We start from the raw sequence: 19,369 nt of genomic DNA on the forward strand, positions 1-19,369 counted from the left end.
AACCCTCTTGACGGGATGAGATAAAGTCAAAGAATAAATAATGATGAAGATATCACCTGAACTCATATAGGAATAAAAGCGCTTGCCCGACATGAGGATAACCCACCGCCAGATCGAAGCCTTCCGCGCATTGATGGTCAGCGGATCGATGACAGAGGCCGCCCAGTATCTCTCGGTCACGCAGCCCGCCGTCTCGAAAATCATCAGCCAGCTGGAATCGGAACTCGGCTTCTCGCTGTTCGAGCGCCGTCAGGGCAAGCTCAGCCCGACCGATGACGGCTATATCCTCTATGCCGAGGTCGAACAGAGCTTCGCCGGGCTGGAACGCATCAAACGCGCCGCGAAACGTATCCATGACCGCACCGCCGGCAGCCTGCGCCTCGCGGTCTTGCCGACCTTCGCGACCGGTTTCATCGTCCATGTCGCACGGCGGCTCTACCAGACGGTCGGCGGGTTGCAGCTCTCGATTCAGGCCTACAATTCCGAAGAGGCCGTCGAACTGGTCGCCTCAGGCCTGTGCGAACTCGGCTTCGCCATGACGCCGGTCGATGCGCGGCGCGTCCATGTCGGGCCGGTCATGTCGGTGCCTTCCTTCTGCATCCTGCCACCGGGCCACCGCCTGCAGGACCGCCACGAGATTTCAGTCGGGGATCTTGCCGGCGAAACCTTCATCGCCACGGCGGAAGGTACCTCGAGCCGCCTGCGGACGGATGCGCTGTTCGCTTCGATGAACATCTCGCGCCGGATTCAGACCGAGGCGCGCTGGTCGCTCACCATATCCGAATTCGTCCAAGCCGGGCTCGGGTGCAGTATCGTCGACGGCTTCACCGCTGCCAGTTTCGCGGACCGCGGCGGTCTGGTCAGGCCGCTGCGCGAGAAACTGGATTTCACCTTCGTCTGCATCACCCCGCGGGTCGCAAGCAAATCGGGCACCATCCGCCTGTTCGACGAGGCCTTCGAGATCGAGTTCGCGGCATTCCAGGAGCGATTGAAAGCCTTGCAGCATACACCTTGATGGCGCTCGCCCTGCCCAGCGCTCGCCGCAAACCGCGTTCCTTCACACCCGCTCAGGGCTTGCGGAACAACCGTGTCAGTTCAAACAGGCGATCCAGCCGCTCGAACCGCTCGCGCGCATCGGGCCAGCGTTCCTCCTGCGTGGCGGCGATCAGCGCCTCCAGCAGCGACAGCGTTGCGATGTTGGAATCCCATGCCGACGGGATCTCACCCCAGCAATTGAAGGTGATCTCGGCGACACCGGCCACCGGACTGGCCCATTGATCGGTGATCAGGATCACCCTGACCCCGCGCTCGGCCGCGATATTGGCCAGCCGCAGCAGGTTCTCTTCATAGCGTCGCACGTCAAAGATCAGCAGCGTATCGCCCTCGACCATATCCAGCACGTAATGCGGCCATGTCGCAGGCGACGAGGTCAGATGCACCACGCCTTCGCGGATCGCCTGGAAATGGGTAAAGGCATATTCCGCCAATGACCGCGTGATCCGCCCGCCCACGACGTAGAGTCCCGAATCGCCGGCCAGCAGCTGCGCCGCGGTGTCGAACTGCCGGGAATCGATATTGGCAAAGGTCTGGCTCAGGTTCTGCGTCACCGAATCCGCGAACCGGTTCAGCATATGCGATTCGGGCGCCTCGGCGGCCCATACTGCGCGCCGCGCCGTGGGGCCTGACACCTTGGCCTGCAACTCCTGAAGCAATGCCTGATGGAACTGCGGATAACCCTTGAAACCCAGCTTCTGCACCATCCGCGCCACCACCGGCGTCGACACCCCCGCCCCCGCCGCCGCCAGCGTGATCGTCGCCAGGCCGGCACCGGGATAATCTTCGACCAGCGCATTGGCGAACTTGCGCTCCGATTGGGTCAGCTGCGGATAATGCTTGCGGATCAGCTGGCGCACAGTGACTTTCGCGGCCGTCTGGGGGGGCGTTCCGGTACGCGCGCGATCAGTCAAAAGCGGGGCCTCGTCTGGCTGTTTTTTGTGCAAATCCCCGGCGCGCAAACACGGAAACGACTTCGCCCGCCACGTCACTGGAAAATTATTGACATAAATATTGCCTCGTGGAAAGGTTTTTCCAATTGCAGGGGGATGACCGTGGCCGAGACCGCCGAACAGGCCTATGACGTGATGAATGCGACGGGCGCAGGTCCGGCGGTGATCATCTGCGAACATGCCTCCAACCACATCCCCGAACGCTATCACGGGCTGGGCCTCGATGACGCCGCCCGCACCAGCCACGCCGCCTGGGACCCCGGCGCCGAAGCCGTGGCCCGCCTGTTGAGCAAGGCCCTCGATGCGCCGCTGATCGCGGGCCGGGTTTCGCGGCTGGTCTATGATTGCAACCGCCCGCCCGAAGCGCCCAGCGCCATGCCCGCTCAAAGCGAAACCATCGCCATCCCCGCCAATGCGGCCCTCTCCGACGATGATCGCGCCGAACGCGTCCGCACCGTCTATGACCCGTTCACCGCTGCGGTCACCGACCTCCTCGCGCAGCGCAAGGCGCAGGGCACGCCCTTCGCGCTGATCACGATGCACAGTTTCACGCCGCTCTGGTTCGGCACGCCGCGCCCGGTCGAGATCGGCATCCTCCATGACGACGACAGCCGCCTTGCCGATGCCATGCTGGCCGAGACCCACCGCCTGTCGCACCGCCGCATCGCGCGCAACGACCCCTACGGCCCGGCTGACGGGGTGACCCATACGCTGCGCCTGCACGGGCTGCAGAACGACCTGCCCAACGTGATGATCGAACTGCGCAACGACCTTCTGACCACCCCGGCTGACGAACGCGCGATGGCGCAGGAGCTGATCACCCTCCTGCTTCCCGCGCTCGCGCACCTGGGCCTTCGGGAGCAAAGCGATGCCTAGGGCGATGCTGGCCTATATCCGCGTGATCGACCGCCTGAACCGCTTCATCGGGCGGATCGCGATGTATATGATTTTCGCGCTGATCGGCGTGCTGCTCTGGTCCTCGGTCTCCAAGACCTTCTTCACCCCGTCCCTCTGGACGCTGGAAACCGCGCAGTTCGTGATGGTCGCCTATTACATCCTCGGCGGACCCTATTCGATCCAGCTCGGCTCGAATGTGCGCATGGACCTGTTCTACGGCGACTGGTCGCCGCGCACCAAGGCCTCGGTCGATGCCTTCACGATCTTCTTCCTGGTCTTCTACCTTGGCGTCCTGTTTTACGGCGCGATCAGTTCGACAGCCTATTCGCTGGGCTATTTCGGCATGGAGCCGTTTCAGTTCTTCGGGGATCTTCTGGTGACCTTCGTTACCCAGGGGCCGACCGCCGCAGGTGACATGCTGGGCCACCTCGAGGTGAGCTCGACCGCCTGGCGGCCGCAGATCTGGCCGATCAAGGTGCTGCTCTGCGTCGGGGTCTTCCTGATGATCCTGCAATGTCTGGCGGAATTCTTCCGCGATCTCGGTCGCATCCGGGGAGTGGAGGTCTGATGTCCCAGGAACTCATCGCCGTTGTCATGTTCTCCGGCATGATGCTGATGCTGATGACCGGACAGCGCGTGTTCGGCGCCATCGGTTTCGTCGGGGCAATGGCCGGGCTGATGCTCTGGGGCACGGGTGGCGCCGAGATTCCGTTCTCGGCCGCGATGAAGCTGATGAAGTGGTATCCGCTGCTGACGCTGCCGATGTTCATCTTCATGGGCTACGTGCTCTCGGAAAGCCGCATCGCGGACGACCTCTACAAGATGTTCCATGTCTGGATGGGGCCGGTGCGCGGCGGGCTGGCCATCGGCACGATCGGGCTGATGGTGCTGATTTCGGCAATGAACGGCCTCTCGGTCGCCGGCATGGCGATCGGCGCCACCATCGCCCTGCCCGAACTTCTGCGGCGCAATTACGACAAGCTGATGGTGACCGGCGTGATCCAGGCCGGGTCATCCCTTGGCATTCTTGTGCCGCCATCGGTGGTGCTGGTGCTTTATGCGATGATCGCGCGCCAGCCAGTCGGACAGCTCTGGCTGGCCGGAGTGGTGCCGGGGCTGATGATGGCGACGCTGTTCATCTTCTATATCTGGCTGCGCTGCCGGATTCAGCCCGAACTGGGGCCGGTCCTCCCCAAGGAAGAACGCAACGTCCCCCTCTCAGAGAAACTGCGCCTCCTGCGCGCCGGCCTTCTGCCGCTGGTGATCTTCGCCACCATGATGGTGCCCTTCGTCAAGGGCTGGACCTCGCTGGTGGAAAGCTCGGCCATCGGGGCGATCACGGCCTTTCTGGCGGCGGTCCTCAAGGGGCGCATGACCCGCGAGGTGTTCGAGACATCCGTGCGCAGCACGCTGGCGATCTCCTGCATGTTCATGTGGATTATCCTCGCCGCTCTCGGCTTCGGCGCGATCTTCGACGGGCTGGGCGCGGTCAGCGCCATCGAGGACCTGTTTACCGCGCAGCTGGGCCTTGGCCCCTGGGGAATCCTGATCCTCATGCAGCTCAGCTTCATCATCATGGGCACGTTTCTTGACGATACCGCTATGCTGGTGATCGTCGCGCCGCTCTACGTGCCATTGGTGGGCGCGTTGGGGTTCGATCTGATCTGGTATGGTGTGCTCTACACGATCACCACGCAGATCGCCTATATGACCCCGCCCTTCGGCTACAACCTGTTCTTGATGCGCGCGATGGCGCCACCCGAAATCAGCCTGCGCGACATCTACCGCTCGATCGTGCCCTTCGTGGCCGTCATGGCCCTGGCGCTGGCGCTGGTGATGCTGTTCCCGCAGATCGCGCTCTGGCTGCCGAACTACGTCTACGGAAAATAACCGCAAGAAGAAGCCCCGCCCAAGGGGCCGAACCATAACAAGGAGAGAAAGAAAATGACCACGACAAGACGCAAGTTCCTGAAAAGCGCCGGGATCGGTATCGCCGCAACGCCGCTGGCCGCCCCGGCCATCGCGCAATCCACCATCACCTGGCGGATGCAGACCTATGCCGGCGCGGCCCTCGCCGAGCATGTGGTGAAGCCCGCGATCGACACCTTCAACAAGATCGCCGGAGACCGCATGCAGATCGAGCTATTCTTCGCCGATCAGCTGGTCCCGACCGGCGAGCTCTTTCGCGCTCTCCAGCGCGGCACCATCGACGCGGTGCAGTCGGATGACGATTCGATGGCCTCGCCCACCGAAGTCACCGTGTTCGGCGGCTATTTCCCCTTCGGCTCGCGCTACTCGCTCGATGTGCCGGTTCTGTTCAACCAGTATGGCCTGAAGGATATCTGGGACGAGGAATACGCCAAGGTCGGCGTCAAGCATATCAGCGCCGGGTCCTGGGACCCCTGCCATTTCGCCACCAAGGACCCGATCCACAGCCTCGAGGATCTCAAGGGCAAGCGCGTCTTCACCTTCCCCACAGCGGGCCGCTTTCTGTCGCAGTTCGGCGTCGTGCCGGTGACGTTGCCCTGGGAGGACATCGAGGTCGCCGTGCAGACCGGCGAACTTGACGGCATCGCATGGTCGGGCATCACCGAGGATTACACCGTCGGCTGGGCCGACGTGACCGACTACTTCCTCACCAACAACATCTCCGGCGCCTGGGTTGGCCATTTCTTCGCCAATATGGGCCGCTGGGAGGAACTGCCCGAGGATCTGCAACTTCTGCTGGCTACCTGCATGGAGCAGTCGCATTACTATCGCCAGTGGTGGTATTGGGGCGGCGAAGCGCGGCTGCGCGTCAACGGCGAGAAGATGAAACTCACCACGATCCCCGATGCCGAGTGGGCGACGGTCGAATCCGCCGCGCGCGAATTCTGGGACGAGATCGCGGCCGAGTCCGAAACCAAGGCGAAGGTCGTCGAGATCTTCAAGCAATACAACGCCGACATGGAAAAAGCGGGCCGTCCATACCGCTACACCTGACCCGGCACCACACTGACCCGAGGGGGCCGCTTCATGGCCCCCTCCCCTTGTATGAACGGAGCGAATGCACATGGCTGCCCTGACCCTGGACGAGCTGAAAACCAAGGCCGCAAGCGGCGAAATCGACACGGTGCTGGTCTGCGCCGTGGACATGCAGGGCCGGCTGACCGGCAAGCGGTTCCATGTGTCGAACTTCCTGGAAAGCGCGCATGAGGAAACCCATTGCTGCAACTACCTCTTGGCGACCGACCTTGAGATGCAGACGCCCGAGGGCTTCGCGGCGACAAGCTGGGCCTCGGGTTATGGCGATTACGTCATGAAACCCGACCTCGCCACCATGCGCCCGGTGCCCTGGCTCGAGGGCACGGTGCTGGTGCTCTGCGACTATCTCGATCACCACCACCACGCCCCGGTCCCCCACTCGCCACGCCAGATCCTTCAGGCGCAGGTGGCACGCGCCGCCGCAATGGGCTTCACCCCGATGATGGCGACCGAACTGGAATTCTTCCTGTTCAAGAAAAGCTATGACGAGATCCGCGCCAGCGGCTATCGCGACCTCGAACCGGTGGTGAAATACAATCAGGACTACTCGATCCAGTTCACCAGCCGCGAAGAACATGTCATGCGCCCGGTGCGCAACGCGCTCTACGCAATGGGCATCCCGGTCGAGAACACCAAGGGCGAGGCCGAAATCGGCCAGGGTGAGCTCAACATCCGCTACGGCGATGCGCTCACCGCCTGCGACCAGCACGTCCTGGCCAAGCACGCCGTCAAGGAAATCGCCCATCAACATGGCCACGCGGCGACCTTCCTGCCCAAATGGCACGCCGACAAGGTCGGCAGCGCCGCCCATATCCACCAGTCGCTCTTCGCCGACGGCAACAATGTCTTTCACGACGCCAGCGGCGACCACTCCATGTCGAAGATCATGGGCCATTACGTCGCCGGCCTGTTGAAATACGCGCCCGACTGCATGCTGCTGATGGCGCCCTATATCAACAGCTACAAGCGCTTCGTGCCCGGCACCTTCGCGCCCACCAAATCCGCATGGTCCGTGGACAACCGCACCGCCGGTTTCCGCCTCGTGGGCGAGAACACCAAGGGCGTGCGCATCGAATGCCGCATCCCCGGCTCGGACATGAACCCCTATCTCGCCTGCGCGGGCCAGCTCGCCGCCGGGCTTGCCGGGATCGAGGAGGAACTGGACCTCCCCGCGCCGGTCCAGGGCGATCTCTACAGCATGGATGACGTGGCCGAGGTGCCCTACACCCTCGGCGCCGCCACGGCGGCCTTCCGCAACTCCGCCATGCTGCGGCGCGCGCTTGGCGACGATGTCGTCGATCACTACACCCGCGCCGCCGAGGTCGAACAGGAAGACTTCGACCGCACCGTCACCGATTACGAAATCCAGCGCGGCTTTGAACGCGCCTGATCCCCAGAGGACTCGCATGACCACCCTGACCTGCACATCGCCGATCGACGGATCGGCCTTCGCCACCCGAGAGACCCTGACCGCGGATGCGGCCCGTGACGCCATCGCCAAGACCCGCGCCGCGCAGGCCGACTGGGCCGCGCGCCCGCTTCAGGAACGCATCGACCTCGTCATGGCCGGTGTCGCCGCCATCGGCGAGATGAACGACGAAATCGTCCCCGAACTGGCCCGGATGATGGGCCGCCCCGTCCGGTATGGCGGCGAATTCGGCGGCTTCAACGAACGCGCGTCATACATGGCCGAAATCGCCCAAGAGGGGCTGGCCGATATCGAAATCTCGGATGACGCGACCTTCCACCGCTATATCCGGCGCGTGCCGCACGGGGTGGTCTTCGTGGTGGCGCCCTGGAACTACCCTTACATGACGGCGATCAACACCGTCGCCCCGGCGCTGATCGCGGGCAACGCGGTGGTGCTCAAACACGCCACGCAAACCCTGCTGGTGGGCGAACGCATGGCCCGTGCCTTCCACGATGCCGGCGTACCCGAGGACGTGTTCCGCAACGTGTTCCTCGATCACGACACCACCTCGCAGCTCATCTCGGAAAGCTGCTTCGATTTCGTCAACTTCACCGGCTCGGTGGGCGGCGGCAAGGCGATGGAACGCGCCGCCGCGGGCACCTTCACCGGGCTTGGGCTGGAACTTGGCGGCAAGGATCCGGGCTATGTGATGGAAGACGCCGACCTCGACGCTGCGGTCGATACGCTGATCGACGGCGCGATGTTCAACTCGGGCCAGTGCTGCTGCGGGATCGAGCGCATCTACGTCCATGAAAGCCTGTTCGACGCCTTCGTCGAGAAGGCCGTGGCCATCGTCAAGGGCTACAGGCTGGGCGACCCGCTCGACCCCGAAACCACCATCGGTCCGATGGCCAATGCCCGTTTCGCCGCCGAGGTGCGCGCCCAGATATCCGAGGCTCTCGAGGCCGGGGCAACCGCCCATATCGACACCTTCGCGCAGGATGACGGCGGCACGTATCTGACACCCCAGATCCTGACCGGAGTCAGCCACGACATGCGTGTCATGCGCGACGAAAGTTTCGGCCCCGTGGTCGGCATCATGCCGGTGCGCGACGATGCCGAGGCCATCGCGCTGATGAATGACAGCCCCTTCGGCCTCACGGCCTCGCTCTGGACCGCGGATGTGGCGCGCGCGGCGCGGATCGGCGACGCCATCGAGACCGGCACGATCTTCATGAACCGGGCCGATTACCTCGATCCGGCGCTCTGCTGGACCGGCTGCAAAAGCACCGGCCGGGGCGGCGCGCTCTCGGTCATCGGCTATCACAACCTCACCCGTCCCAAATCCTACCACCTCAAGAAGGTCACATCATGAGCCTCACCGCAAACTGGTCCTATCCGACCGCCATCCGCTTTGGCGCAGGCCGCATCGCGGAACTGCCCGACGCCTGCCGCCAGTCCTCGATCACCAAACCCCTGCTGGTCACAGACCGCGGGCTTGCCGGGCTGCCGATCACCGCACAGGCACTCGACATCCTGCGCGAGGCCGGGCTTGATGCCGGGCTGTTCGCGGATGTCGATCCCAACCCCAATGAAACCAACCTCGCCGCCGGTGTCGCCGCCTATAACGCAGGCGGCCATGACGGCGTGATCGCCTTTGGCGGCGGCTCGGGGCTCGATCTGGGCAAATGCGTGGCCTTCATGGCCGGACAGACCCGCCCGGTCTGGGATTTCGAGGATATCGGCGATTGGTGGACCCGCGCCGATGCCGACGCCATCGCGCCCATCATCGCCGTGCCCACCACCGCCGGAACCGGCTCCGAAGTGGGCCGCGCGGGCGTTCTGACCAATTCTGAAACCCACGAGAAAAAGATTATCTTCCACCCCCGGATGCTGCCCGCCGTGGTGATCTGCGATGCCGAACTGACCGTCGGCATGCCGCGCGCCATCACCGCCGGGACCGGGCTTGACGCCTTCGCCCACTGCGTCGAGGCGTTCTCCTCGCCCCATTACCACCCGATGAGCCAGGGTATCGCGCTCGAAGGGATGCGGCTGGTGGTCGAATACCTGCCGCGCGCCTATGAGGATGGCACCGATATCGAGGCCCGCGCCCAGATGATGAGCGCAGCCGCCATGGGCGCCACCGCCTTTCAGAAGGGGCTCGGCGCGATCCATGCCATGAGTCACCCGATCGGGGCGCATTTCAACACCCATCACGGCACCACCAACGCGGTCTGCATGCCCGCCGTTCTGGACCTCAACGAGCCGATGATCGCCGGGCGCTTCGACCTTGCCGCGAGCTACCTGGGGATCGAAGGCGGCTACAAGGGCTTCCGCGCCTTTGTCGACGGTTTCAATGACCGTCTGGGCGTGCCCAAGGGGCTGGCCGCGCTTGGCGTGAACGAAGCCGCCATTCCCGATCTGGTCAAGGGCGCGATCAAGGACCCGTCCTGTGGCGGCAACCCGGTCGAATTGACCGAAGAGAACCTGACCGCGCTCTTCCGCGCGGCGATGTAAGCGGGCGGCAGGGCCGGGGCGATCTCTGCTCCGGCCCGCACCGCACCTGCGGTTCCGCCCTCACCCTCGCATCAATGAAAATCCCGGCTCGGAAACAGCCGCTTGGCCTGTTCGCGCGGATGGCGCGCGCGCGGCGGATAGCGCGCGGGGCGGGGCGCGTCGTCGGTCTCGGGGCGGGTGACGCCGACCGCCTCGTCCAGCGGATGCCCCAGTTCCGACAGCCGCGGCGACAGGTCTTCGACCTGCTGCGCGATCACATGCACGATGATGCCCTCGCGCTGAAGATAGCCGCGCACCCGCAACAGCCGCCCCCCCATGACGACCCGGCGGAATTGTTCGTATATCCTCGGCCAGACCACGATATTCGACACCCCGGTCTCATCCTCCAGCGTCAGGAATATCACCCCCGACGAGGTGCCGGGGCGCTGGCGCGTGATGACCAGACCGCAGACGCTGACCTGTTTCAGCGGCGTCGTCGCCAACCGTTCATGCGGCATGAGGTCAGGGATCGCGGGGCGCAGGATCTCCATCGGATGCGCCCGCAGCGTCAGCCGCGTCGAGACGTAATCCTCCACTACCTCCTCGCCCAGATGCATCGCCGGCAGCTCGACCACCGGCTCGCGGATCGCCTCGCCGTCGATCGGGTCGTTGAACAGCGGCAGCGGCGCCTGCCCGCGCACCGCCTTCACCTGCCATAGCGCATCGCGCCGGGTCAGCCCCATATCGGCAAAGGCATCCGCCTCGGCCAGCCGCGCCAGCACCGCGGGCGCGACCCCGGCCCTCAGCCAGACCGCCTCGGGATCGCGATAGCCATTGCCGCGCGCCGCGACGATCCAGCCCGCATCCTCCTCGCGCAGGCCCTTGATCTGGCGAAACCCCAGCCGCAACGCCAGCCGCCCGTCGGCGCGCCGCTCCAAGAGGTTGTCCCAGCCGCTCGCATTCACGCAGACCGGCCGCACCTCGACATGATGCTCACGCGCATCGCGCACGATCTGGGCCGGCGCATAGAACCCCATCGGCTGCGCATTCAGCAGCGCACAGGCAAAGATCGCCGGATGATGGCATTTCAGCCATGCCGAGACATAGGCCAGCATGGCAAAGGCCGCCGCGTGGCTTTCGGGAAAGCCGTAATCGGCAAAGCCCTCGATCTGGTCGAAACAGCGCTCCGCCACCTCCTGGCTGTAACCATTGCCCAGCATCCCGGCGATGAACTTGTCCCGAAACGCGCCGATCGTGCCCATCCGCCGGAACGAGGCCAGCGAGCGGCGCAGATGGTCGGCCTCTTCCGCCGTGAACCCCGCCCCGACCACAGCGATCTGCATCGCCTGCTCCTGGAACAGCGGCACACCCAGGGTGCGCCGCGTCACCTCTTCCAGCGCGTCGCCGAACGGTTCGGGTCGCTCCAGCCCCTGGCGCCGCCTGATATAGGGCTGCACCATGCCGCCCTGGATCGGGCCGGGGCGCACGATGGCGACCTCGATCACCAGATCATAGAAGGTCGCAGGCTTCATCCGGGGCAGGAAATTCATCTGCGCGCGGCTTTCCACCTGGAACACGCCCACCGCATCGGCCCGTTGCAGCATCTCGTAGGTCGCCGGGTCCTCCTGCGGGACGCTGTCGATGGTCATGCGTGTGCCCGCGTGCCGCTCCAGCAGGTCAAAGGCCTTGCGGATACAGGTCAGCATCCCCAGCGACAGGATATCGACCTTGAGAATGCCCAGCGTGTCGATATCGTCCTTGTCCCACTCGATGACGGTGCGGTCCTCCATCGCCGCGTTCTCGATCGCACACAGCTCATCCAGCCGCCCCCGCGTGATGACGAACCCGCCCACATGCTGCGACAGATGCCGCGGAAAGCCGATGATCTCGCCGATCAGCCGGATGGTCTGCGCCAGCCTGCGATCCTCGGGATCAAGCCCCAGCTCGCGGATCCGCTCGGGTTCCGCCCCACCATTCGACATGCCCCAGATCTGCCCCGACAGGTTGGCCGTCACATCCTGGCTGAGGCCCATCACCTTGCCCACCTCCCGGATCGCCGCCCGGCTGCGGAAATGAATGACCGTCGCACAGAGCCCCGCCCGGTGGCGACCGTAGCGTTCATAGATCCACTGGATCACCTCCTCGCGCCGCTCATGCTCGAAATCCACGTCGATATCGGGCGGCTCGCCCCGGTATTTCGAGATGAACCGCTCGACCACCATGGCGATCTGGTCCGGCCCCACATCGGTGATCCCGAGCAGGTAACACAGGATCGAATTCGCAGCCGAGCCGCGCCCCTGGCACAGGATGCCCCGCGAACGGGCGTAACAGACGATATCGTGAACGGTCAGGAAATAGGCGGCGAAACCCAGCTCCGCGACCAGCTTCAGCTCCTTTTCCAACAGCGCATGAACCCGTTCGGGCGCATCACCGCGCGGATAGCGCCGCGTCACCCCCTCACGCGCCAGCCGCTCCAGCCGCGCCTGCGGGGTCTCGCCCTCGGACATCTCGTCGGGATATTCATAGCTCAGCTCGCTCAGGCAGAAACTGCACCGCGCGGCGATCTCCAGCGTCCGGCGCAGCGCGGCGGGATGATCGCGAAACACCCGCGCCATGTCGTCATGACCCTTGAGGCGCCGCTCCGCATTGGGCAGCGCGCGGGTGCCGATCTCGTCGATGGTGATATGTTCGCGCATGCAGGTCAGCACATCCGCCAACTGGCGGCGCGCGGCCCGGTGCATCAGCACATCGCCCACCGCCACCATCGGCGCCGAGGCCCGGTGCGCCAGCCGCGCACAGGCCCGCAGATAGGCCTGATCCGACCCGTCATAGCGCGGCGCGGCGCCCAGGAACACATGCCCCGGAAACCGCCGCTGCATCTTTTGCAAAGGCCCCAGCACCCCCGACAGCCGCCCCTGCGGCAGCGCCACAAGGATCATACCCGCACAGCCCTCCAGCAGATCGGCAAGATCCAGGTGGCATTCCCCCTTCCCGGCCCGCCGCTTGCCCAGGGTCAACAGCCGGGTCAGCCGCTGATACCCCGCCCTTTCGCAAGGCAGCGCAAGCCACTCCACCGGGCTGTCGCGCAACACAAGACGGCAGCCCGTGATCAGCCGCGGCAGGCGCGGCGCTTCGGGCCGTGCGATCGGCGCCGCCTGCCCCACCTCCTGACGCGAACAAGGGTCGATCCGGTGCTGCGACCGTATCCGTATCGCCGCCTCGTCCGCCTCGCGCCGCAACGCCTTCAGCGCCGCATAAGCCCGCACCACACCGGCCAGCGAATTGCGGTCGGTGATGGCGATCGCCTCAAGCCCCAGCTCCGCCGCGCGCGTCACCATCTCCTCGGGATGCGACGCGCCGGTCAGGAAGGTGAAATTCGTGGTCACGCAGAGTTCCGCATAGCTCATGCGAATTCCCCCTGCACGAACCAGCCCGGCCTTTGCGGCGTATGAAACAGCCAGAGCCGCCGCCCCTGCCGGGTCTCCACATGCCAGTAATCGCGCAGGCCCGAGCGCCAGTTGTCATCCTCCAGCCACCATTCCGGCGCGATCCTCTCCGGCCCCGTGGCCCGCGCCGTCACAAGCCGCATCCGCCGCCAGCGGAAATGCTGCGGCGGGCGCGGCCCGCTGCCCGCGATCGGCTCGGGCGCGAACAGGCGCAACGGACGCGGGCGCAGACTGACCCAAGACCCCTCCGGCCGGCTGTAAGCCGCCGGGGCGACGATGAAACCGCGCTCGGGGATATGGCTGTCGGCAGGCAGGAAGCGGCGGATATTCTCCAGCCCGATCCGGGTGCCCAGGCGACTGACCAGATCGTCCAGCCGCGCCCGGCTGTCGGTGGAAACATGGCTCAGCTGCTGAACCGGCAAGGGCTCGACCCGCGTCGCCTCCAGCCGCATCTGGTCGATCCCGTAACCCGCTTCCACCTTGCTCACGCCGCGCTCGAACAGCGGCAGGATGCGGGCCGGGTCGCGCAGCGGGCGCGCCAGCCGCAATTCCACGCTCTGCGCCTCCTGATCGACCCGGCGCAGCGTCAGGCACAAGGCCCGCGCGCCCGCCTCCTGCGCCTTCAGCCTGTCGCAGATCCGCTCCAGCAGCCGCGCCGCGCCCGCCATGACATCGCCCTGCAAGCCAATCGGCTCTGGCAGGGTCATGCGCGCGCCGTAATGGGGCGGCTCGGCCAGCGGGGTGATCTGCTCGGGCTGGCGGCCCAGCGCCTGGTCCAGCCGCAACAGCGGCTCCGGCCCGAACCGGCGCGCCAGCGGCGCGCGCGCCGTGGCCTCCAGTTCGGCAATACTGCGCAATCCCAGCCGTTGCAGGGCGGTGACGGTGCCCTCGTCCAGTCGCAGCGCAGTCACCGGCAGCGCCCCCAGCGCCTCCATCGGCGCACCCGGCGCGGCCAGCCCCTCGCCATGACGCGCCAGCGCCCAGGCCGCGCCGCGCGTATCCGCCAGCCCGATCCGCCCCGAAACCCCACCCCGCGCAAGCTGCCGGCGCATATCCGACAGCATCATCGCCTCGCCGCCGAACAGATGCGCCGCCCCGGTGATATCCAGCACCAGCCCGGAATCGCCCTCAAGGCCGACCCAGGGACAATAGCGCGTCGCCCAGCGGCGCAGCACATGCAGGAATCGCATATCGCTGCGCGGCTCCGCCGGGCGGCTTTGCAGGTCGGGGCAGAACGCCCGCGCATCCGACACCGACATGCCCCGATGCAGCCCCAGCCGCTCGGCCTGCGCATTGAGGCAATATATGCGGTTGGCGTTGTTCTGCTTCAGCGTCAGGGCAAACGGCCCGTCAACCGGATGCGCGCGCAGAACCCGGTCGCTCGCCAACCGGGGAAACCACATCGAGACGACGCGACGTCCTATCCCATCGAACATGCCAGATACCCAATGTTCCTGCTTTGTTCTTGATAATTTCCCACGCCATCAGAGTCGAGTCCTGCGCATCGAAAACCGGCGCGCAACGCCAGCGGGTTTCGGCCGCGTTGCTGCCCATCTCCTCGGAAATCAGGCACAGGCCGGTCGTGCCCCCGTCCTTCGCCGCCAGCTGCAGGCGCCGTCCCGCGGTCAGGCTCAGGGGCTGGCTCAACTCGATCACCACCAGCGGGATCGCCCCGTCGCGCAGGGTTTCTTCCGCCACGCCAAGGGCTTCGAGCTGATTGTTTACCTGCGCGACCAGCAGTTTCGCGGGGTCGCAAAAGGCGCTCAGCCCGACCGGGTTGAGCACCTCGGGCCGCCAGGTCTCGTGGATCCACAACACATCCGACGCCGCCCGCGCGGCAGCAATGGCGGCAAAGCCGGTCGCCCCGGCCCCGCACGCCTCATGGACGCGGGCCTTGCGCAAGGGAAACGAGTCGAAAAGATCGGGCATCATGATGCCGAACATAATGTGAACATCCGGCAGTTCAAAGGGGTAGCGCGCGCCTCAGCCCACCGCCAGCAGGTCCAGCCAGACCAGCGCCGCCAGCACCAGCCCCGCCAGGAACAGCGTCTCCGCCACGATCAGCGCGATCGCGCCGCCGCCCACCTGGATCACGTTGCGCAGGTCGGTCTTCATGCCCACCGCCGCGATCGCCGCCAGCAGCGCCCATGATGACAGCTTCGCCAGGAACGCCCCCGCCGCCTGCGGAATGAGTCCGAAGGAATTCAGCCCCGCCAGCACCAGGAACCCCAGCACGAAGCCCGGTATGATCGGCGGCCGCTTCTCGCCCGCACCGCTTTCGGGGTCGCGCCACCACAGCGCGATCAGCACCACCACCGGCGCCAGGAACGACACCCGGATCAGCTTGACCAGCGTCGAAGTCTCCCCGGCCGTGTCGGAAATCGAGAACCCCGCCCCGACCACCTGCGCCACGTCATGCACCGTCGCCCCGATAAAGGCCCCCGCCGTCAGCTCGTCAAAGCCCAGCGCATTGGTCAGGATCGGGTAAAGGATCATCGCCAGCGTCGACAGCACCGTCACCCCCAGCACCGTGAACAACAGGTTGCGCTCGGACCGCTCGTCCTTGGGCAGCACCGCCGCGATCGCCATCGCCGCCGAGGCCCCGCAGATCGCCACCGACCCGGCGGTCAGGATCGCAAAGCGCGGCCCCTGCCCGATCAGCCGCGCGAAAATCACGCCGAAAAGGATCGTCGCGACCACCCCGGCCACCAGCAGCGCGATCATCCCCCAGCCCAGCGAGGTCAGCATCTCGACGCTGATCCGCGCCCCGAGGATCGCCACCCCGAAACGCAGCACCGTGCGCGCGGTGAACCCGATGCCCTCGGCAGTCGGCCCCGGCTCGCTCAGGAAATTCAGCGCAATCCCGAACAGCAACGCCATCAGCATCGCCGGCGCGCCGTAATGCTCGGCCACGAACTGCGCCGCCAGCGCCACCAGCAACGCCACCATCATGCCGGGAAACAGCCCGCGTGCCTTTGCCGCGATGCCCTCGAACCAGAAATTCATCATGTCCTCACAGCTTCCGGGATGTCATGCGATCCCCTGCACCCGGCCCGCCTTGCGATCCTCCAGGATCATGTCCGAGGCCTTCTCGCCGATCATGATCGCAGGGGCGTTGGTGTTGCCCGAAACGATCTCGGGCATGATCGAACAATCCGCCACCCGCAACCCCTCGATCCCGTGCACCCGCAGCCGCGCATCGACCACGGCACCTTCGTCCGGACCCATCCGGCAGGTGCCGGTCGGGTGATAGATCGTCGTCGAATTGCTGCGCGCCCAGTCCAGCGTGCCCTCGTAATCGTCCATCCCGAGCGTGTCATCCGGCCGGAACGCCTCGGAAATCTTGCTGTCCAGCGGCGCACAACGCGCGATCCTGCGCGCAATCCGGATGCCCTCCACGATGGTGCGGCAATCGGTTTCGCTCGACAGGTAATTCGGGTGGATCTTCGGGTAAACCCCCGCATCCCCCGATGCCAGGCGGATCTCGCCCCGGCTTTCGGGACGCAGCTGGCAGACCGACATGGTGAAGGCCGAGAACGGATGCACCCCCTCGCCGGGGCTGTCCGCCGACCAGGGCTGGACGTGAAACTGGATATCGGGCGTCTCCACATGCTCGCCCGTGCGCAGGAACCCGGTGGCCAGGCTGGCCGCCATCGCCATCGGCCCCGACCGGAACATCGCGTATTTCAGCGCGATGCGCGCCTGGTTGAAAAGGCTGCGCACCTCGTCGTTCAGGGTCGGCTCATTGCACTTGAACACCAGCCGTGCCTGCAAATGGTCCTGCATGTTCTTGCCCACGGCGGTCATGTCGCGGCGCACGTCGATCCCGTGCTCGCGCAACTGCTCGCCCTCGCCGATTCCCGACAGCATCAACAGTTGCGGCGACCCGATCGCCCCCGATGACAGGATCACCTCGCCTTCGGCCCTGACCACCTGTTCGCGCCCCGCCCCGTCGCGATAGGCCACACCGGTCGCGCGCGCGCCATCGAACAGAATGCGCTGCGCCGCCGCCCGCGTGACGATGGTCAGGTTCGGACGCGACCGTGCCGGATTGAGAAACGCCACCGCGCTCGAACAGCGCCGCCCGTTGCGGGTGGTCAGCTGGAAGTATCCGACGCCTTCCTGCGTCGCGCCGTTGTAATCTGGGTTGAACGGATACCCGGCCTCCTGCGCCGCCGCCACCCAGGCATCACAGATCGGCCTTTGCAGCCGCATGTTCGACACCGAAAGCGGCCCCTGGTCACCGTGAAAATCATCCGCCCCGCGCTCCTGGTTCTCGGATCGCTTGAACAGCGGCAGAACCTCGTCCCAGCCCCAGCCGGGATTGCCCATCTGTTGCCAGCGGTCGTAATCCTGCGGCTGGCCGCGCACGTAAAGCAGCCCGTTGAGCGATGACGACCCCCCCAGGACCTTGCCCCGCGGCCAGTCAAGCTGACGGCCGTTCAGCCCCGGATCGGGCTCGGTTCGGTAACACCAGTCCACCGACGGGTTATGCATCGTCTTGAAATAACCGACCGGGATATGGATCCACGGGTTCCAGTCCCGCCCCCCCGCTTCCAGCAGAACGACCTTCACCGAAGGATCGGCTGACAGGCGATTCGCCAGCACGCAGCCCGCAGAGCCTGCACCGACGATGACGTAATCCGCTGAAATCCCCGACATTTCCCGAAACTCCTCCTCACGGCGACAAGTGTTGAAAGTTTTTTCTTGCCACAGAGACCTTAGTTCGAGCAATATTGAGACCGCAAGTATCAAAATTGCGCATTTGGGAGGAAACCATGAAAGCATCAAAAGCCCTGAGCGGCATCAGCCGCAGGGACCTGTTCCGTTTGTCGGGCCAGTTCGGCCTGTCCTCGGTCGTGCTGGGCGCAGGCGCGCTCACTGGCGCGGTCACGCTTCCGTCGCTGGCGAAAGCCGCCGAAAGCACCTATGACAAGCGGTTCTCGAAGGAACCCAAACACACGCTCAAACTGGGCGCATCGGGCTTCAACGCCCGCAACCTGCTGATCGAACGCGCCGGCGTTCTCGAATTCGCGCGCGACCTCGAAGAGCGCACCGAAGGCGAGATCCGCGTCGAATTCATCGGCGACAACCAGATTTGCGGGCAGCTTTCCTGCGTCGAGAAAACCCAGCTGGGTGTTGTCGACATGTATGCCGCCTCAACCCAGAACTCCGCCGGCGGCGCACCCTATCTCAATGTTCTCGATTACGCCTACATGTTCCCCAGCCGTGCGTCGCAGTATCATTTCCTCTACAGCCCGGAATCGCAGCGCATCCTGCGCGAACCGCTTGAAAAGCGCCACGGGCTCAAGTTCCTGTTCAGCCATTGTGAATTGCGCGGCATCCAGCTCGGCCAGTCCTTTGCCGACAAGCCGACCGTGACCAAGCTCGAGGAACTGTTCGGCACCAAGAACCGCGTCACCGGCACACAGCTGGGCCGCATCGCCATGCAGCAGCTCAACCTCAACCCGGTCCCGGTGGCCTGGGAAGAAACGCTCGACGGTCTCAAGCAGGGCCTGATCGACGGTGCCGAAACATGGGCCTCCGCCGTGGCCTATGCCAACATGGCGCCCGTGGTCAGCCAGTCGGTCGATCTCAAGTTCTTCTGCGGCACCGAGCATACCTCGATGTCGGCCAAGGTGTTCGACGCGATGGAGCCCCATCTGCAGGACGCGATCATGGAATCGGCCTATCTTGCGCAGGTCCATGTGCAGGCCGCCAACGAGGCCGCCCTGGTCAAGACTGTGGGCTTCTCGGACCCGCAGTTGCCCGGCACGATCTTTGCCGAGAACAACGTGCGCCCGGCCTTCCTGGCCGACGATCAGGTCAAGATGGCCGAAGAAATGTGCTCGCCCGAGTTCAATCCCGAACCTTGGGCACAATGGCGCGAGCGCATCAACGGCTGGGCTGGCGGCATCGACACCTATCAGGAAATCTACGATGTCGCGCGGCAGATTCCCAAGGATATGCTGCCCGAAAACGTCGAACCCCGCCGCTGGTGGCGTTCGGCCTGACGCGATAGCGTGGAACCGGGCCGCCCTTTCGCGGTGGCCCGGCGATCCGCGCACGGATCTCACTTCTGTTCGAGA

The 19,369-nt window shown here is 65.3% G+C and carries 15 protein-coding genes; 9 read left to right on the forward strand and 6 right to left on the reverse strand.

Annotation, left to right across the window (positions count from 1 at the left end):
• Positions 1 to 91 precede the first annotated feature (91 nt).
• The gene (locus tag ROH8110_RS14340; protein ID WP_139837421.1) at positions 92 to 1,015 is read left to right on the forward strand and encodes a LysR substrate-binding domain-containing protein; all 924 of its coding nucleotides are present in this window, start codon (positions 92 to 94) and stop codon (positions 1,013 to 1,015) included.
• A gap of 52 nt (positions 1,016 to 1,067) precedes the next feature.
• Here ROH8110_RS14340 and ROH8110_RS14345 read toward each other — a convergent pair whose 3' ends face one another.
• A complete protein-coding gene (locus ROH8110_RS14345) occupies positions 1,068 to 1,913 on the reverse strand; it encodes a MurR/RpiR family transcriptional regulator (RefSeq protein WP_176236618.1) in 846 nt (281 codons plus the stop codon).
• A gap of 189 nt (positions 1,914 to 2,102) precedes the next feature.
• Here ROH8110_RS14345 and ROH8110_RS14350 point away from each other — a divergent pair, with 189 nt between their 5' ends.
• The 7 genes from ROH8110_RS14350 (at position 2,103) to ROH8110_RS14380 (ending at position 9,855) form a co-directional block, all read left to right on the forward strand.
• Positions 2,103 to 2,882 carry an N-formylglutamate amidohydrolase gene (locus ROH8110_RS14350; RefSeq protein ID WP_085818394.1) on the forward strand — a complete coding sequence of 260 codons (780 nt, stop codon included), beginning with the start codon at positions 2,103 to 2,105 and terminating at the stop codon, positions 2,880 to 2,882.
• A complete protein-coding gene (locus ROH8110_RS14355; RefSeq protein WP_085818395.1) occupies positions 2,875 to 3,471 on the forward strand; it encodes a TRAP transporter small permease subunit in 597 nt (198 codons plus the stop codon). Before ROH8110_RS14350 ends, ROH8110_RS14355 begins: the two co-directional genes overlap by 8 nt.
• Positions 3,471 to 4,793: a TRAP transporter large permease gene (locus tag ROH8110_RS14360; protein ID WP_085818396.1), complete on the forward strand. Its 1,323-nt coding sequence runs from the start codon at positions 3,471 to 3,473 to the stop codon at positions 4,791 to 4,793. Before ROH8110_RS14355 ends, ROH8110_RS14360 begins: the two co-directional genes overlap by 1 nt.
• Before the next feature lie 54 nt (positions 4,794 to 4,847).
• Positions 4,848 to 5,885 (forward strand): TRAP transporter substrate-binding protein, encoded by a 1,038-nt coding sequence (locus ROH8110_RS14365; protein ID WP_085818397.1) that lies wholly within the window; start codon positions 4,848 to 4,850, stop codon positions 5,883 to 5,885.
• 70 nt (positions 5,886 to 5,955) lie between these two features.
• A complete protein-coding gene (locus tag ROH8110_RS14370; protein WP_085818528.1) occupies positions 5,956 to 7,317 on the forward strand; it encodes a glutamine synthetase family protein in 1,362 nt (453 codons plus the stop codon).
• A 16-nt stretch (positions 7,318 to 7,333) separates the two neighbouring features.
• Entirely contained in the window at positions 7,334 to 8,713 is a 1,380-nt protein-coding gene (locus ROH8110_RS14375) for an aldehyde dehydrogenase family protein (protein ID WP_085818398.1), read from the forward strand.
• On the forward strand, positions 8,710 to 9,855 hold the full coding sequence (locus ROH8110_RS14380; protein WP_085818399.1) for an iron-containing alcohol dehydrogenase: 1,146 nt from the start codon (positions 8,710 to 8,712) through the stop codon (positions 9,853 to 9,855). Before ROH8110_RS14375 ends, ROH8110_RS14380 begins: the two co-directional genes overlap by 4 nt.
• Positions 9,856 to 9,926: 71 nt before the next feature.
• On the opposite strand, the gene ROH8110_RS14385 is transcribed toward ROH8110_RS14380, so the two are convergent.
• From ROH8110_RS14385 to ROH8110_RS14405, 5 genes are read right to left on the reverse strand one after another with little or no spacing between them, the layout of a single operon-like run.
• Positions 9,927 to 13,241 carry an error-prone DNA polymerase gene (locus ROH8110_RS14385; RefSeq protein WP_085818400.1) on the reverse strand — a complete coding sequence of 1,105 codons (3,315 nt, stop codon included), beginning with the start codon at positions 13,239 to 13,241 and terminating at the stop codon, positions 9,927 to 9,929.
• The gene (locus ROH8110_RS14390) at positions 13,238 to 14,716 is read right to left on the reverse strand and encodes a Y-family DNA polymerase (RefSeq protein ID WP_085818401.1); all 1,479 of its coding nucleotides are present in this window, start codon (positions 14,714 to 14,716) and stop codon (positions 13,238 to 13,240) included. Before ROH8110_RS14390 ends, ROH8110_RS14385 begins: the two co-directional genes overlap by 4 nt.
• Positions 14,631 to 15,212, reverse strand: a complete 582-nt coding sequence (locus ROH8110_RS14395; protein ID WP_085818529.1) for an ImuA family protein — start codon at positions 15,210 to 15,212, stop codon at positions 14,631 to 14,633. Before ROH8110_RS14395 ends, ROH8110_RS14390 begins: the two co-directional genes overlap by 86 nt.
• A gap of 51 nt (positions 15,213 to 15,263) precedes the next feature.
• Complete coding sequence (locus ROH8110_RS14400) at positions 15,264 to 16,289, reverse strand: YeiH family protein (RefSeq protein ID WP_085818402.1); 1,026 nt, start codon at positions 16,287 to 16,289, stop codon at positions 15,264 to 15,266.
• Positions 16,290 to 16,310: 21 nt separating this feature from the next.
• Positions 16,311 to 17,942, reverse strand: a complete 1,632-nt coding sequence (locus ROH8110_RS14405; RefSeq protein WP_085818403.1) for a GMC family oxidoreductase — start codon at positions 17,940 to 17,942, stop codon at positions 16,311 to 16,313.
• 116 nt (positions 17,943 to 18,058) lie between these two features.
• Between ROH8110_RS14405 and ROH8110_RS14410 the strand changes: the two genes are divergently transcribed.
• Positions 18,059 to 19,294, forward strand: coding sequence for a TRAP transporter substrate-binding protein (locus ROH8110_RS14410; RefSeq protein ID WP_085818404.1), 1,236 nt, complete (start codon positions 18,059 to 18,061; stop codon positions 19,292 to 19,294).
• The last annotated feature ends 75 nt before the right edge of the window (positions 19,295 to 19,369 follow it).

The sequence above is a fragment of the Roseovarius halotolerans genome (assembly GCF_900172255.1).
In the GTDB taxonomy this organism is placed as follows: domain Bacteria; phylum Pseudomonadota; class Alphaproteobacteria; order Rhodobacterales; family Rhodobacteraceae; genus Roseovarius; species Roseovarius halotolerans.

What these genes read in the sequence shown, in the direction of transcription:
- ROH8110_RS14390 (WP_085818401.1), bottom strand. Translation starts at nt 14,716, where the DNA reads ATGTTCGATGGGATAGGACGTCGCGTCGTCTCGATGTGGTTTCCCCGG.
- ROH8110_RS14410 (WP_085818404.1), top strand. Translation starts at nt 18,059, where the DNA reads ATGAAAGCATCAAAAGCCCTGAGCGGCATCAGCCGCAGGGACCTGTTC.
- ROH8110_RS14405 (WP_085818403.1), bottom strand. Translation starts at nt 17,942, where the DNA reads ATGTCGGGGATTTCAGCGGATTACGTCATCGTCGGTGCAGGCTCTGCG.
- ROH8110_RS14370 (WP_085818528.1), top strand. Translation starts at nt 5,956, where the DNA reads ATGGCTGCCCTGACCCTGGACGAGCTGAAAACCAAGGCCGCAAGCGGC.
- ROH8110_RS14375 (WP_085818398.1), top strand. Translation starts at nt 7,334, where the DNA reads ATGACCACCCTGACCTGCACATCGCCGATCGACGGATCGGCCTTCGCC.
- ROH8110_RS14355 (WP_085818395.1), top strand. Translation starts at nt 2,875, where the DNA reads ATGCCTAGGGCGATGCTGGCCTATATCCGCGTGATCGACCGCCTGAAC.
- ROH8110_RS14365 (WP_085818397.1), top strand. Translation starts at nt 4,848, where the DNA reads ATGACCACGACAAGACGCAAGTTCCTGAAAAGCGCCGGGATCGGTATC.
- ROH8110_RS14395 (WP_085818529.1), bottom strand. Translation starts at nt 15,212, where the DNA reads ATGATGCCCGATCTTTTCGACTCGTTTCCCTTGCGCAAGGCCCGCGTC.
- ROH8110_RS14350 (WP_085818394.1), top strand. Translation starts at nt 2,103, where the DNA reads ATGACCGTGGCCGAGACCGCCGAACAGGCCTATGACGTGATGAATGCG.
- ROH8110_RS14380 (WP_085818399.1), top strand. Translation starts at nt 8,710, where the DNA reads ATGAGCCTCACCGCAAACTGGTCCTATCCGACCGCCATCCGCTTTGGC.
- ROH8110_RS14340 (WP_139837421.1), top strand. Translation starts at nt 92, where the DNA reads ATGAGGATAACCCACCGCCAGATCGAAGCCTTCCGCGCATTGATGGTC.
- ROH8110_RS14400 (WP_085818402.1), bottom strand. Translation starts at nt 16,289, where the DNA reads ATGATGAATTTCTGGTTCGAGGGCATCGCGGCAAAGGCACGCGGGCTG.
- ROH8110_RS14385 (WP_085818400.1), bottom strand. Translation starts at nt 13,241, where the DNA reads ATGAGCTATGCGGAACTCTGCGTGACCACGAATTTCACCTTCCTGACC.
- ROH8110_RS14360 (WP_085818396.1), top strand. Translation starts at nt 3,471, where the DNA reads ATGTCCCAGGAACTCATCGCCGTTGTCATGTTCTCCGGCATGATGCTG.